This is a genomic window from Corynebacterium sp. ACRPF, from assembly GCF_022347395.1.
GTDB classification, from domain to species: domain Bacteria; phylum Actinomycetota; class Actinomycetes; order Mycobacteriales; family Mycobacteriaceae; genus Corynebacterium; species Corynebacterium tuberculostearicum_D.
Window position 1 is genome coordinate 19,249 of the sequence record NZ_JAKRNB010000004.1, and the last position, 13,378, is coordinate 32,626.

Here is a 13,378-nt window from a genome sequence, read left to right on the forward strand (position 1 = left end):
TTTTTGTTTAAATTTTTAAGTGGTGCGCCATCAGGGAATCGAACCCCGAACCCACTGATTAAGAGTCAGTTGCTCTGCCAATTGAGCTAATGGCGCATTGTTGACTTCCTGCCGTGTGGCTCTCTGTGCAACGAGTAGATACTCTAGCAGCCATTCTTGAAAAGTGTAAAATCGCCTGGTCATCGCATATTTTTAGGAGTGTATAACGAATTGGTTAATGCCTGAAGTGGCTTCTGGTAATTGCTGGAGCGAGACGCTAATCTAAATTGGTCTTTGAAAGCAGCAAATACGTGTCTAAGGGCAACTCAGTGAAACATTCCCTCCCTATTGCGCGCCGCCTCATCGCGGCCGCGGGCGTTGCGTGCATTTCCCTAGCCGCCGCCTCCTGCTCCTCTGATTCCTCTGCCGAGAATCAAACCGCTGACCAAGAATCCACCACCGCCGCAAGTGCGGGCGGGGAGAAAGAAAGCAGCAAAAAGGGCAAAGAGTCCGAAAAGAAGAAGGACGGCCTCTCGGCTTCCGTGAAGGACGGGGCACAGAATGTGGATCCGTCTAAGCCTGTGACCGTGGAGACCACCGGCAAGCTGAAGAGCGTCACCATGACCAATGAAATGGGCGTGGAAGTCAAAGAAAAGCTCTCCAAGGATGCCAAGACGTGGTCTACCGCGGAAGACTTGGGCTATAACCACACCTATTCCATCGTGGCCTCCGATGTGGATGGCAACAAGAAGAACCTCAGCTTTTCCACCCCGCAAGCAGCGGGCGTTGCCGAAGTCTCGCTTAGCCCAATCCCGGATTCTGAGGTGGGCGTAGGCCAGGTCATTGGTGTGAACTTCGGCGTGCCGATTACGGACCGCAAGGCGGCCGAGAAGACCATTACTGTCACCACCAGCCCTGAGGTCAAGGGCGCTTTCTACTGGGTCAACAACCAAGAGGTGCGCTGGCGTCCAAAGGAATACTGGGAGCCTGGCACCAAGGTTGAGGTGAAGGTGGACCAGTATGGCAAGGACCTAGGCGGCGGAATTTACGGCGGCGAGAACGCCAAGACCAATTTCACCATCGGTGACCGCACCGTGGCGATTATCGATAACGCCACCAAGACCATGAAGGTCTTTAAGAATAAGAAGTTCTTGCGCGCCATCCCGGTCTCGCTCGGCCGCGATTATCAGTACGATACGCCAAACGGGCGCTACATCATTGGCGATGAGCACCCGCAGCTGCTGATGGACTCCGAGACCTTTGGCCTAGCCCATGAGGCAGGCGGCTACCGCACGACCGTGGACTGGGCTACCCAGATGTCCTATTCCGGCATCTATGTTCACTCCGCTCCGTGGTCCGTAGGGGCGCAGGGCAATACCAACACCTCGCACGGCTGCATTAACGTGACGCCGGAGGCCGCCCAGTGGTTCCAGGAGACGATGAAGCGCGGCGACGTGGTGCGCGTGTTCAATACCTACGGTGAAACGCTTAATGCGATGGACGGCCTGGGTGACTGGAATATGTCCTGGGACGAGTGGTCCAAGGGCAACGCGGATGCCAATCAGTAGCGCCCAAGAGCGGCGCAGGCGATGAGCGCATGGCTACAGTGGTGGCCATGCGCTTTTCTGTTTTAGACCGCGGGGCGGCCGGGTCGTTGGACCAGGTAGCTGAGCACGCGCGGCATGTGGAGCGGCTTGGTTTCCAGCGATTTCTGGTGGCCGAGCATCATGGCGTGCCGGGCATTCCGGCGGGGCAGCCGGGGATGTTGGCAGCCCACGTGGCGGCGTACACGCAGCGCATTCGGGTGGGCACGGCCGGCATCATGCTGTTAAATCACCCGCCGTTTCTGGTGGCCGAGCAGATAAACCTCCTCGAGGCGTTGTATCCCGGGCGCATCGATATTGGAATTGGTTCCTCTGTTGGCTTTACCGGTCCGGTGCGGCGGGCGCTGCGCCAGGGCGACCCGGCCGAGGTGAAGCAGCGCTTTGAGGCGGAGCTGGCGACGTTGGTGCGCTACCTGCGCGGCGAGGAGGCGGTGACGGTGCGGCCGGAGTATGCGGGCACTCCGATCTACGTCTTGGCGGGCTTTCGATCGGCCATGGTTGCAGCCAAGATGGGGCTCGGCGTCATCTTGGGTGGTCCGGTGGCCACGCAGGAGGCAGCCGCGCGGGTGTATCGGGAGCATGCGCTTGCCGACGCCCCACCTATCATCTCCTCGCTCAATATTGCCGTTGCCGATACGTCCGCGGCCGCCCGTGATCTGTTGTTACCGGAGGCCTATGCCAAGGTACTCGCGCAATCTACCGGCGAGTTCGCGGCCCTGCGGCCTGCAGGAGAGCTGGACATGGATGCGCTGACGGGGCAGCAGCGCCGGCGCATTGAGGAGGCGCTGGCCCATGACGTATGGGGAACGGTGAGGGAAGTGGGGGAGGAGCTTAGGGGCGTCGGCAAGCGGCTGGGTGTTAGCGAGTTTGTGGTGACCGGAGACATGCCAGATGTGGCCGGTCGGGCGCGTTCGGAGGAGCTGCTGGCGAGCCTGCAGGCGGAAAACTGAAAAAGCCCGAGCGCAAGGCTCGGGCATTTGGGGTGGCTGACGGGACTCGAACCCGCGACACCCAGGATCACAACCTGGTGCTCTACCAGCTGAACTACAGCCACCATCGCTGCGTGAAAGCAACGAGATATAGGTTAACTCACGCCGCCTAAATTACAAAAACGCCTGGTAATTTGCGGTGGTTTCGGCCTTGATCTCCTCCGCCTCGGGGGAGGTGGGGCCCTCGTCGGTGCGGAAGACGCTGCGGCGGTAGAAGTCCAGCTCGCGGATGGATTCGATGATGTCCTGCAGTGCGCGGTGGGCCATGCCCTTATCGGGCTGGTTGAAGTAAGCACGCGGGTGCCACCGGCGGGCAAGCTCCTTGATGGTGGAGACGTCGATCATGCGGTAGTGCAGGGCGCTATCGAGCCGCGGCATATAAGTGCGGATGAAGGTGCGATCTGTGGCGATGGAGTTGCCGGCCAGGGGGGCGGGGTGCTCCGGATCGCAATGCTCATTGATGAGCGCGAGTACGGCATCCTCGGCTTCTCCGATGGAGGTGGTGGACTCGCGGATTTCCTTATCCAGCCCGGACTTAGCGTGCATCTGTGTAACAAAGGAATCCATCTGTGCCAGCTCATCCTCGGTGGCGTGGACGACGAGGTCGATGCCTTCGCCCAGGATGTTGAGGTTGCCATCGGTGATGACGGCGGCGACCTCAACGATGACGTGGCGCTCGGGGTCGAGGCCGGTCATCTCCAAATCGATCCAGACGAGGCGGTCGTGTTTTGCGGCTATCTCGGAATGTGGCATGCAGTCCATTCTACGCCCGCGTGCTTTTACCCCTGTATGGGGTACGAGCTGGGGTGCTCAGGAGGGGCGATTACTACTGGGCAGCGCAACCTTTTAGAAAGTGTGGCACCGTACTGCATAAAATTAATCGGTGATTTGCCTCACTCGCAGATGTGAGTTAGGGCATACTCTGGTTAATCGCTCTTCATTCGGGAGGTGCGACAGACTTAGGAGAGACCAGATGGCAAACTTCCTCGATGCCCTCAATACCGTAATTTGGTCCCCCGTCTTGGTGTTTTTATGCCTCGGCGCGGGTATCTATTTCACCGTGGTGACACGCGGCCTGCAGGTGCGCTGCATCCCGGACATGCTCAAGCAGATCGTTAACGGAGAAAAATCCGCCGATGGCGTGTCTTCCTTCCAATCCTTGATGGTCTCGCTCTCTGGCCGCGTGGGTGTGGGCAATATCGCCGGCGTGGCCACAGCCATCTCCTTCGGTGGGCCTGGTGCCGTGTTCTGGATGTGGGCAGTGGCGCTGTTGGGCTCGTCCACCTCGTTCATCGAGAGTACGTTGGCGCAGATTTACAAGGAGAAGGACCAGGACACCGGTGAGTACCGCGGCGGGCCGGCCTATTACATCGAAAAGGCCTACAAGCACACTAAGGCGGCGCCTTTCATGGTGGTCTATGGCATCGTGTTTGCCGTCGCCATGATCTTGGCTACCAGCTACTTCTTGCCTGCCATCCAGGCCAATGCGGTGGCCGCCGCGGCCGATACCGCGTGGGGGATTAACTCCACTTGGGCAGCCGTCGTCTTGGCGGGCATTCTGGCCATCATCATTATTGGCGGCGTGAAGCGCATTGCGACCTTCGCCACTATTGTTGTGCCATTCATGGCGGTCATTTATATCGTGATTTCCGTGGTGGTCATGTGTATGAACTTCTCGCAGATTCCGGAGGTCTTCGGGCTCATCTTCAGGTCCGCATTCAATATGGAAGCCGGATTCTCCGGCATGCTGGGCGCGGCCATCATGTGGGGTGTTAAGCGCGGCATCTACTCCAATGAGGCCGGCCAGGGTACCGGCCCGCAGTCCGCTGCAGCCGCCGAGGTCTCCCACCCCGCTAAGCAGGGCTTTGTGCAGTCCTTCGCGGTGTACGTCGATACGCTCTTTGTCTGCTCGGCCACCGCGTTCATGATTATTTCTACGGATATGTACACCGTCTTCCGCGGCAGCTCCGAGGACGGCGAAGTGGTCTACAAAGGCTCGCTTCCTGATGGCGTCGAGGTTGGCCCTGGCTACGTGCAGTCCGGCCTCGATAGCGTCTTTGCCGGTTGGGGCCCAACCTTCATTGCCGTCTCCATTGCCTTCTTCGCCTTTACCACGGTCCTGGCGTACTACTACATGTCCGAAGTCAACCTGACCTACTTCAACCGTTGGGTCCGCTCCCGCACGGCCCGCCGTGGTCTGATTTGGGTGCTGCGCGCGCTGATTATTGTTTCTGTCATTGTTGGTGCCACCACCACTCCGGGTGCGGCGTGGGCGCTGGGCGATATCGGCGTCGGCACGACGGCATGGCTCAATATCATCGCCATCCTCTTTCTGCAGGTCCCTGCGCTTAAGGCACTCAAGGACTACGAAAAGCAGAAGAAGGCCGGCAAGGATCCGCAGTTCGACCCAGAAGCTTTGGGTATCAAGAACGCGGACTTCTGGGTAGAGCGCAAACGAGCACGCGGCGAGGGCAGCATGCTCAAAGACAAAGACAAGGACTTAGAAGGCGCCGGGGCCTAGCCCATCTTGGCGTAGAAGCTGCCTACCAGCGGTGCAATCACCGGGGTGGGCAGCACCTGGCTGAGGGTATTCATCGCCTTAGATAGCGGGCCGGGCACCACGCGGCGCTGATTGCGGCGCATGGCCTCGATGGTTTCTTGGGAGCATGACTCGTAGGTGGTCCACAAAAAGTCCGGTACCACCTTGTCCACGATCGACTGGTCTTCTTCTGCGATGGTGGCCTCGCGTACGGGGCCGGGGGCGAGCAGGGTGCACGAGACGCCGGAGCCCTTCAGCTCGTAGTGCAGGGCCTCCGTAAACGCATTGACGCCCGCCTTGGTGAAAACGTAGGTGGCGTTATTAGGGATGGGGATATTGCCCGCGGCAGAGCCGACATTGCAAATGGCGCCGCTGCGGCGAGGCAGCATCTGTTCCAAGGCGGCTCGCGTGAGGTGGTGGACGGCAGTTCCGTTGAGCTCGAACTGTGTCGTCTCGTACGACCAGTCTTGGTCCATGAAGGGGCCGAAGCTGGCGATGCCGGCGGAGTTGACCAGGATCGACACCTCGCGGGTGGCGATGGTCTCGGCCACACGGGCGACGTCGTCAGCTACCGCTAGATCCGCCGGTAGAGCAATGGCCTCGATATTATGGCGCTGCTCGAGCTCGGCGGCGATGGACTCCAGGACCTCGCGGCGGCGGGCCACAAGGATGACGTTATAGCCCAGGGCTGCGAAATCCTGCGCCATGGCCTTGCCAATGCCTTGGCTGGCGCCCGTAATGAGGGCATAGGACGTGCGGGAAGGGGCGGGAAGTGACATGGTTAAGCCTTTCCGGAGTGGGGGCATGGTGAGTCCTAGCGTAAACAAAAAGCCTTGAAGCGGCGAGAAACTCGGCGCCTCAAGGCTTTCGCGCGGTGCCCCCAGCAGTGTCTGAGTTCATGACATATTTGACAGTCTGTGCCTGAGGGAATCGTCGTGATGCTTGACAGGTGAGCCGCGACATATTTGACGCTTAGGGCTACCTTACCGTGTCGGGTGATGCTTGACTGGTGAGTCGGGACATGTTTGACACTATGAACAGTCCTAACCGCAATATGGCCATCGTCAAAGCTGTACGCCAATCCGGTGGCGTCGAAATAGAGTGCGGCCATTCAGGGCCTAAGGCACCTTCTAGAGCCCAAGAGGGAGAGGGCTCCGCCCGTCAGACGTAGGTGTTCTTACGGCGTCTTGGTACTGCTGCTTGGAACGATGCGCCCTGGCACTGCTCGCCTGATCGAAGAAACCGGCACCCCAGAACAAAAAGCAACTGGAATGCCGGTTTGTTAACGATGTCGCGACTCATCTGTCAAACATGTCGCGACTCATGACAGCGGTGCCCCCAGCAGGATTCGAACCCGCGACACATGGGGTAGAAACCCACTGCTCTAATCCACTGAGCTATGGGGGCTTACAACGCACTCATAGTAGCCCACGAGGGCGGGGAAACCTAAGCCAGGGTGCGCTGCGGCGTGCGCAGGATGTCCACCAAGTCTTGGGCAGCTGCGGTCAGCTCGCGATCCGTGCGGTAGGCCACGATGGCGTAGTAGCGCGGCAGGTCATCAGCAATGGGGCGGGTGATGATGCCGTGTGGCTGCACAGTAGGTGCGCAATTGGGCACGATGCTGACGCCGAGGCCACTGGAGACCATAGGAATCGCGCCATTAAGGCTGGCGACCTCCTGGGTCTTTTCCGGCTTGAGGCTCGGTCGGCTATTCCACAGGTCATGGTAGAGCTCGGCCAGTTCAGGAAGTTCGCGGCTGCGCGGTGGGACAAGCCAAGTTTCCTTTTTCAGCTCGGCGAGGGAGACGGGGGATTCCAACTCGGCGAGGCGCTGGGGAAGGGCGACGGAGTAATCGAACGTGGCCACCTGGTGGACGGTGAGTTCGGGGGAGTAGCGGCGAATGAAGGCCTTCGGATCGGACGTCGGCAAGAGCGCTAGGTCCACCTGGCCATCCAGTAGGTGTTTGATGGCGGTGGCCGGTTCGGCGTCGTCCAGCGAGATATTGGCGGTGGGGTAAATCCGCTTGAGCTCGGCCAGGGCGGCAGGGGTAAATTCCCAGTTCAATATGGCGCCGGAGGTTAGCGACACGGTGCTGGCCTTGTCGCCGGTGATTTCGCTGATATGGCGCTGGGTTTCGCTCAGCAGCGCATCAACCTTAACGGCCGTTTCGTAGACATAATCGCCAGCCTCAGTGGTGGAGACTCCGGAGCGACCGCGCGAAAGCAGCTGGGCGTTTAGCTCCTTTTCTAGCTTCCGGATGGAAAGGCTCAGAGATGGCTGGGTCATATCGAGTGATTCGGCAGCGTGCGTGAAGGAGCCATTGTCTACAACGGCGCGAAAATAAAGAAGTTGACGGGTGTCCATAAGCTCCATAATGGCACATGTAAAGACAAAATGTGTGTTAGGTGAGAAACTAGGTCGCGCTATACAATGCGCACTATGGCAAATGAGCAGGTTAACAGTGTGAACGTAGCGGGTAAGAAGCCCCGCTCTTCCTGGGGAATTTATATCGCAGCGATGCTTATTGCCGGCCTGCTTGCCGGTTTTATTTCCCTGTTCCTCCTGGCCGATTCCCTGGCGGCGCTGGGCATTCCGGACCCCGGCCGCATAACCACCTTTGGCCTGCCGCTCTTTCGAGGTGTGGCGTGGATTCTCATGGCTTTGTCCGTGGGCTCATTCTTGGCCTCGTCGTTCCTCATCGCTCCGCGCGGGGACAATGCCGCGCTTATCGATGCCCCCTTGTCCGTCGACGGCCACATCGCCGCGCGCACTGGTACGTGGGCTTCCTTTGGCATGGCGGCCGTGGGGCTCGTGGAAATCCCGCTCATTATGTCCGACCTCACCGGCGCGCCCTTTTTCCAGGTATTCGAGCCTTCCATTATGAAAATGGCTCTGACGGAAATTTCCACCACCATCGTGTGGGCAATCTCCGTGGCCATTGCCCTGGTTGTGGGCATTCTCGGGCTCGTGGGCCGCGGCTGGTCCATGCAGCCGGTCTTGCTTTTCTTGTCCATAATGCAGGTCGTACCCATTGGCATGGAGGGCCACTCCGCGGCGGGCGGTGACCATGATTACGGCACCAACTCGCTCCTGTGGCACTTGGTCTTTGTCATGCTTTGGGTAGGCGGGCTTATGGCGCTTATCGCCCATGGTCGGCGCCTTGGCCCCAACCTTGCCTTTGCGGTGAAGCGCTACTCCGGCATCGCCTTTATGGCCATTGTGGTGCTCGCTGTTTCGGGCTTGATTAACACGCTCATCCGCATGAATATCTCCGATCTGGTGGATTCTGCGTACGGAATCATTCTGATTACCAAGTTCGTGCTGACGATTTTGCTGGGCATTTTCGGCCTCGCTCACCGCGAGCTCACCATCCCGCAGCTGGGCAAGAACCCGCGTCTTTTTATTCGTATTGCCATCGTGGAAGTAGCGGTCATGGCCGCCACCATTGGCGTAGCCATCACGCTGGGCCGCACTGTGCCGCCCGCACCGCGGGATCCCAACCTCAACTCGATGCAGATTCTGATGGGCTATGAGCTGTTTGAAAAGCCCACGGTGCTCAACGTGTGGACCATGTTCCGCTTTGACATCATGTTTGGCACCATTGGCCTGCTTTTGGCTGCGGCCTATGGGTACTGCGTCTACCGCGTACACAAGCGCGGCCTGACCTGGAGCAAGGGGCGCACCGCATGGTTTATGTGCGGCGCGCTGGGCCTGACCCTGGTGATGTCTACCGGTCTAGGCCTGTACATGCCGGCGATGTACTCCATGCACATGTTGGTGCACATGATTTTGTCGATGGCGGTCCCGCTCCTGCTCGTTCTGGGTGCGCCACTGACCCTGCTTATGGAGGCCTTTGAGGCAGGACCGAAGGGGAAGCCCAGCCTGCACGACTATGCACTGGCGGCCACCCAGTCCAAGATCGTCGCTTTTATTACGAATCCGTTCGTCAACCTCCTGCAGTACTTATTCTTCCTCTACGTGCTGTATTTGTTCCCGGGCCTATATCAATTCGCCATCTCCGAGCACGCGGGCCACCTCATTATGAACTTCACGTTCATCATCTCCGGCTGCTTCTATTTCTGGGAAATCATCGGGCCGGATCCACTTCCCAAGCGCCACTCCACCCCGTTCCGATTGGCCGTGCTGTTCCTTTCCATGCCATTTCACCTCTTTGCCGGCGTGTACCTGATGCAGCTGCAAAGTGTGTTGGGTGCAGACTTCTACCAGTATTTGGAGCTGCCTTGGGATCAGGATCTGCTCCAAGACCAACGCGTAGGTGGCGGCATCGCGTGGGGCTTTGGCCAGTTCCCGCTGGTTATCGTCTTTGGCAAACTCTTCCTGGATTGGCTCAGTGATGATCGCGCTACGGCTCGCCGCCACGATATGCAGGCGGATGCGGACGATGATGCCGAATTGGAACGCTATAACGCGATGCTCCAGGATATGGGTCACGGCGATGAATCGAGCTTCCGCGGGCGCTAGCCTGTGGATAACCGGCCCAAAATTGCCCCCAAACCCGAGTTTTGTTGACGGGTACAACAAGTTATTCACAGGGTAGGGGTTGCCGGCATGGTGCAGGTTGCGCGCCGGCATCAGGATGTGGAAGCGAGCGAGGAAAACCGAACTCGCCTATCCAACTATCCAGCAAAGGATTTTCTAGCACCATGTCCCAATACCCAATTACTTTGACCGGTCGCCTTACTCGCGATCCCATCCTGACCAAGACCTCAACTGGGGCCTATAAGGCTAAGCTGCGCGTCGCCTCTTCCCGCCGAATTCCGGACCGTCAGGTCGATGCCGGCGCTAATGACCCGGAAGGAAACAACCCCAAGGCCCCGCAGTGGCGCGATGTGGACCACCTCTACATCGACGTCGAAATGTGGAATCAATTCGCCATCAATGTGCGCAAATCCCTAGCCAAGGGCATGCCTTTGGTCATCGTGGGCTCCTTAGTTACCGAACAATGGCGCGATGACCAGGGCACCGATCACTTCCGCACGTTCATTAAGGCACAGTATGTGGGCCTGGACCTGAACCGCCACGTTATCGGTACCAAGCGTCTCGCTCCGCAGTACAACCAGGAAAATATTGCGGTCCCAGAACTGGGGGATAACGCCATCGAACCGGATGTGGACCACAGCCTCCCACCGCAGCAGGCGGGGCAGGGAGATACCGCTGCCGATACCGCGGCGGACCGCTATCTAGCCGAGCGCGCCGCAGCCGCACGTGGTGGGGAAGAAGATTCCTTCGACGACGCCGAGGTGGAAGAGGAGGCTGCCGAGGCAGAATCCGCCCCAGTGAACGCTTAAGCGTTTCCCCACCGGCTTGATCGCCTCGGGTGTACCTGACCCGAGGCACTTGGGCGGTGGTTCTGATGTAGTGTTTGTGTAGATAAATACGTCTCCCAAATTTTTGCAAAGGGGTAAAAGTGGGCGAATTCATCTACACGATGAAAAACGTGCGCAAGGCAATTGGCGATAAAGTCATCCTTGACGATGTAACAATGGCGTTCTACCCAGGTGCCAAGATTGGTGTGGTCGGCCCTAACGGTGCCGGTAAGTCCTCCATTCTGAAGATTATGGCCGGCCTGGATCAGCCTTCCAACGGCGAGGCCTTCTTGGATCCGGGTGCCACCGTGGGCATCCTGCAGCAGGAGCCGCCGCTCAATGACGAGAAGACCGTACGCGGCAACGTCGAAGAGGGCTTGGGCGATATCTTTGAAAAGAAGCAGCGCTTCGAGCAGATCGCCGAGGAAATGGCCACCAACTACAGCGACGAGCTCATGGAAGAGATGGGCAAGCTGCAAGAAGAGCTGGACGCCGCCGATGCTTGGGAGGTTGATTCCAAGATCGAGCAGGCCATGGAAGCTTTGCGCTGCCCGCCTTCCGACGCCCCAGTGACCAACCTTTCTGGTGGCGAGCGCCGTCGTGTAGCGCTGGCTAAACTCCTGCTCACTGAGCCGGACCTGCTGCTGCTCGACGAGCCTACGAACCACCTGGACGCCGAGTCCGTGCAGTGGCTGGAGAAGCACTTGGCCGATTACCCGGGTGCTGTCTTGGCCGTGACCCACGACCGCTACTTCCTTGACCACGTCGCGGGCTGGATCTGTGAGGTTGACCGCGGCAAGCTCTACCCGTACGAGGGCAACTACTCCACCTACCTGGATAAGAAGCAGGAGCGCTTGGAGGTTGCTGGCAAGAAGGATGCGAAGCTGCGCAAGCGCCTGAAGGACGAGCTGGAGTGGGTTCGCTCCGGTGCAAAAGCCCGCCAGGCCAAGAACAAGGCTCGTCTGGAGCGCTACGAGGAGATGGCTGCCGAGGCCGAGAAGTACAAGAAGCTCGACTTCGAAGAGATCCAGATTCCTACCCCGCCGCGCTTGGGCAATAAGGTCGTGGAAGTCAAGGACCTGCAGAAGGGCTTCGATGACCGCGTCCTGATTAAGGACCTCTCCTTTACCCTGCCGCGCAACGGCATCGTGGGCGTTATCGGCCCGAACGGTGTGGGTAAGACCACCCTGTTTAAGACCATCGTTGGCCTGGAGCAGCCGGATGCCGGTTCCGTCGAGGTGGGCGATACCGTCAAGCTGTCCTACGTGGACCAGAACCGTGAGAACATCGACCCTGAAGCAACCGTCTGGGAGGTTGTCTCCGGCGGCCTAGATTACATTCACGTTGGCCAAAACGAGATGCCTTCGCGTGCTTACCTGTCCGCGTTCGGCTTCAAGGGCCCGGATCAGCAGAAGCCATCCAAGGTGCTTTCTGGTGGTGAGCGCAACCGCCTGAACTTGGCGCTGACCCTGAAGGAGGGCGGCAACCTGATCCTCCTTGACGAGCCGACCAACGACTTGGACGTGGAAACCCTCGGCTCGCTGGAAAACGCGCTGGAGAAGTTCCCGGGCTGCGCCGTGGTCATTTCCCACGACCGCTGGTTCCTGGACCGCACCTGTACCCACATCTTGGCCTGGGAGGGCAACGTGGAAGAAGGCCAGTGGTTCTGGTTTGAGGGTAACTTCGGCGATTACGAGAAGAACAAGGTCGACCGCCTCGGTGAAGAGGCAGCCCGTCCTTCCCGTGTGACCCACCGCAAGCTGACCCGCTAAGAAGCTGACGCCTTAACTGAGGAGAATGATGGCAACCCCAAGCGTGCACACGTACCGTATTCAGACCCGCTGGTCGGACTTTGATATGTACGGCCACATGATGAACGCAAACTACATCGAGCTTGCCCAGGAAGCGCGCCTGGCTTTTGCGAAGGAACATATCTATTCCAAAGGCCTCGATTTCATTGCGTTCGTGCGCCACCTCGATGTGGATTTCCTGCGCCCGATGGAGTTTAAGGACACCACTACGGTGGAGGTAGAAACTACCATTTCGCAGATTGGCACCACCTCGTTTACCACTACCCAGCAGGTCAAGGATGACCAAGGGGAAGTCGCGGCAACTGTGGAGTGCGTGCAGGTAGTCGTCGACCGCCAGCAGCAGACCCCGCGCCCGCTGACGGAACAGGAAAAGGATATTCTGCAAAATACCGCAGCCAACTAACTGCGGCGCAGAGCAAAGAAAAGAAAGGCAGGGCCCGAAGGTATGGTCACCGAGACTCTAGAAATTGGAAGCGGTGGACCTGGCCTTCGGGCCCTTGTCACGCGCGCAGTCGGCTTGGACGCGGGTGCCTCGGTACGGCTGCGCCAGCTGACTGGCGACGTCGTCGATGTCTTTGTCACCACCCCCTTCGAGGTGGTTGCCTCCCGCCGCGTCCAAGGCGTTGCTTCCCGCGATGGGGCGGTGGTTTCTGCCGGCACGCTGGCCGAGCAACTCAAGGAACATGAGTCAACCGGGACTCTCGATTTGGGCCCCGCCCGTGATCCGTCATGGCCAGGAGCCCTGCCGCCGGCCACTGGTTATAGCGTGGTCGATACATTGCCGGTCACTGTGGTGCGCGAGCTCTCCGATAAAGGCCAACAACTGACGCGACAATTTTCTGGGCCCATGGGCCCGCCGTCCAGCCTCTTGAATCAAACCGTCGTTACTGTAGAAGACGATGGCGCCACGGTGGAAATCCCTATGCGCATGATCTTTGCGTGTACCAATCTGGGCCTTATCCCTGGATTTTCCGCCCCGATGGACGTGCCGCGCCACTTGCGCGTGGCTCAGCTGGGCCGCTGGGTGCGTCTCGACGCCCCCTTCGGCAGCATTTATCGGTCCACCCGACTCTCGCTGTTTTAAGCCCATCCATCTACCGCAAGACTCGGCGAGGGCCTCCTCCTCGGA

Annotated in this window: 11 protein-coding genes and 3 tRNA genes; 8 read left to right on the top strand and 6 right to left on the bottom strand. The window is 59.1% G+C overall.

Annotated features, from left to right (window positions below):
• Nucleotides 1-20: 20 nt before the first annotated feature.
• Nucleotides 21-96 (bottom strand) — tRNA-Lys (locus MHX61_RS02600).
• Between the two features lie 212 nt (nucleotides 97-308).
• Here MHX61_RS02600 and MHX61_RS02605 point away from each other — a divergent pair.
• Together MHX61_RS02605 and MHX61_RS02610 are read left to right on the top strand one after the other, a co-directional pair.
• Entirely contained in the window at nucleotides 309-1,547 is a 1,239-nt protein-coding gene (locus tag MHX61_RS02605; RefSeq protein ID WP_239192263.1) for an Ig-like domain-containing protein, read from the top strand.
• Between the two features lie 29 nt (nucleotides 1,548-1,576).
• Entirely contained in the window at nucleotides 1,577-2,533 is a 957-nt protein-coding gene (locus MHX61_RS02610; RefSeq protein WP_239192484.1) for an MsnO8 family LLM class oxidoreductase, read from the top strand.
• Between the two features lie 28 nt (nucleotides 2,534-2,561).
• Here MHX61_RS02610 and MHX61_RS02615 read toward each other — a convergent pair.
• Both MHX61_RS02615 and orn read right to left on the bottom strand, forming a co-directional pair.
• Nucleotides 2,562-2,637, bottom strand: a tRNA-His gene (locus MHX61_RS02615).
• Nucleotides 2,638-2,686: 49 nt separating this feature from the next.
• Entirely contained in the window at nucleotides 2,687-3,334 is a 648-nt protein-coding gene (orn, locus tag MHX61_RS02620) for an oligoribonuclease (RefSeq protein WP_239192266.1), read from the bottom strand.
• 211 nt (nucleotides 3,335-3,545) lie between these two features.
• On the opposite strand from orn, the gene MHX61_RS02625 reads away from it, so the two are divergent.
• Nucleotides 3,546-5,093, top strand: coding sequence for a sodium:alanine symporter family protein (locus MHX61_RS02625; RefSeq protein WP_239192269.1), 1,548 nt, complete (start codon nucleotides 3,546-3,548; stop codon nucleotides 5,091-5,093).
• Here MHX61_RS02625 and cmrA read toward each other — a convergent pair.
• The 3 genes from cmrA to MHX61_RS02640 all read right to left on the bottom strand — a co-directional run bounded on the left by cmrA (nucleotide 5,090) and on the right by MHX61_RS02640 (nucleotide 7,475).
• Entirely contained in the window at nucleotides 5,090-5,890 is an 801-nt protein-coding gene (gene cmrA, locus MHX61_RS02630) for a mycolate reductase (protein WP_239192271.1), read from the bottom strand. The two genes, MHX61_RS02625 and cmrA, sit on opposite strands and share 4 nt — an antisense overlap.
• 554 nt (nucleotides 5,891-6,444) lie before the next feature.
• Nucleotides 6,445-6,518, bottom strand: a tRNA-Arg gene (locus MHX61_RS02635).
• A 39-nt stretch (nucleotides 6,519-6,557) separates the two neighbouring features.
• Nucleotides 6,558-7,475 (bottom strand): LysR family transcriptional regulator, encoded by a 918-nt coding sequence (locus tag MHX61_RS02640; protein ID WP_239192273.1) that lies wholly within the window; start codon nucleotides 7,473-7,475, stop codon nucleotides 6,558-6,560.
• Nucleotides 7,476-7,541: 66 nt separating this feature from the next.
• On the opposite strand from MHX61_RS02640, the gene MHX61_RS02645 reads away from it, so the two are divergent.
• The 5 genes from MHX61_RS02645 to MHX61_RS02665 all read left to right on the top strand — a co-directional run bounded on the left by MHX61_RS02645 (nucleotide 7,542) and on the right by MHX61_RS02665 (nucleotide 13,333).
• Complete coding sequence (locus tag MHX61_RS02645; protein ID WP_239192275.1) at nucleotides 7,542-9,593, top strand: cytochrome c oxidase assembly protein; 2,052 nt, start codon at nucleotides 7,542-7,544, stop codon at nucleotides 9,591-9,593.
• Nucleotides 9,594-9,775: 182 nt separating this feature from the next.
• On the top strand, nucleotides 9,776-10,420 hold the full coding sequence (locus MHX61_RS02650) for a single-stranded DNA-binding protein (protein WP_198491965.1): 645 nt from the start codon (nucleotides 9,776-9,778) through the stop codon (nucleotides 10,418-10,420).
• Between the two features lie 119 nt (nucleotides 10,421-10,539).
• Nucleotides 10,540-12,210 carry an energy-dependent translational throttle protein EttA gene (gene ettA, locus MHX61_RS02655; protein ID WP_204611117.1) on the top strand — a complete coding sequence of 557 codons (1,671 nt, stop codon included), beginning with the start codon at nucleotides 10,540-10,542 and terminating at the stop codon, nucleotides 12,208-12,210.
• Between the two features lie 25 nt (nucleotides 12,211-12,235).
• Complete coding sequence (locus MHX61_RS02660; RefSeq protein WP_204611118.1) at nucleotides 12,236-12,652, top strand: acyl-CoA thioesterase; 417 nt, start codon at nucleotides 12,236-12,238, stop codon at nucleotides 12,650-12,652.
• A 42-nt stretch (nucleotides 12,653-12,694) separates the two neighbouring features.
• Nucleotides 12,695-13,333, top strand: a complete 639-nt coding sequence (locus MHX61_RS02665) for a hypothetical protein (protein ID WP_204611119.1) — start codon at nucleotides 12,695-12,697, stop codon at nucleotides 13,331-13,333.
• Nucleotides 13,334-13,378 lie beyond the last annotated feature (45 nt).

What these genes read in the sequence shown, in the direction of transcription:
- orn (WP_239192266.1), bottom strand. Translation starts at nt 3,334, where the DNA reads ATGGACTGCATGCCACATTCCGAGATAGCCGCAAAACACGACCGCCTC.
- MHX61_RS02610 (WP_239192484.1), top strand. Translation starts at nt 1,577, where the DNA reads ATGGCTACAGTGGTGGCCATGCGCTTTTCTGTTTTAGACCGCGGGGCG.
- MHX61_RS02640 (WP_239192273.1), bottom strand. Translation starts at nt 7,475, where the DNA reads ATGGACACCCGTCAACTTCTTTATTTTCGCGCCGTTGTAGACAATGGC.
- MHX61_RS02645 (WP_239192275.1), top strand. Translation starts at nt 7,542, where the DNA reads ATGCGCACTATGGCAAATGAGCAGGTTAACAGTGTGAACGTAGCGGGT.
- MHX61_RS02625 (WP_239192269.1), top strand. Translation starts at nt 3,546, where the DNA reads ATGGCAAACTTCCTCGATGCCCTCAATACCGTAATTTGGTCCCCCGTC.
- cmrA (WP_239192271.1), bottom strand. Translation starts at nt 5,890, where the DNA reads ATGTCACTTCCCGCCCCTTCCCGCACGTCCTATGCCCTCATTACGGGC.
- MHX61_RS02660 (WP_204611118.1), top strand. Translation starts at nt 12,236, where the DNA reads ATGATGGCAACCCCAAGCGTGCACACGTACCGTATTCAGACCCGCTGG.
- MHX61_RS02650 (WP_198491965.1), top strand. Translation starts at nt 9,776, where the DNA reads ATGTCCCAATACCCAATTACTTTGACCGGTCGCCTTACTCGCGATCCC.
- MHX61_RS02665 (WP_204611119.1), top strand. Translation starts at nt 12,695, where the DNA reads ATGGTCACCGAGACTCTAGAAATTGGAAGCGGTGGACCTGGCCTTCGG.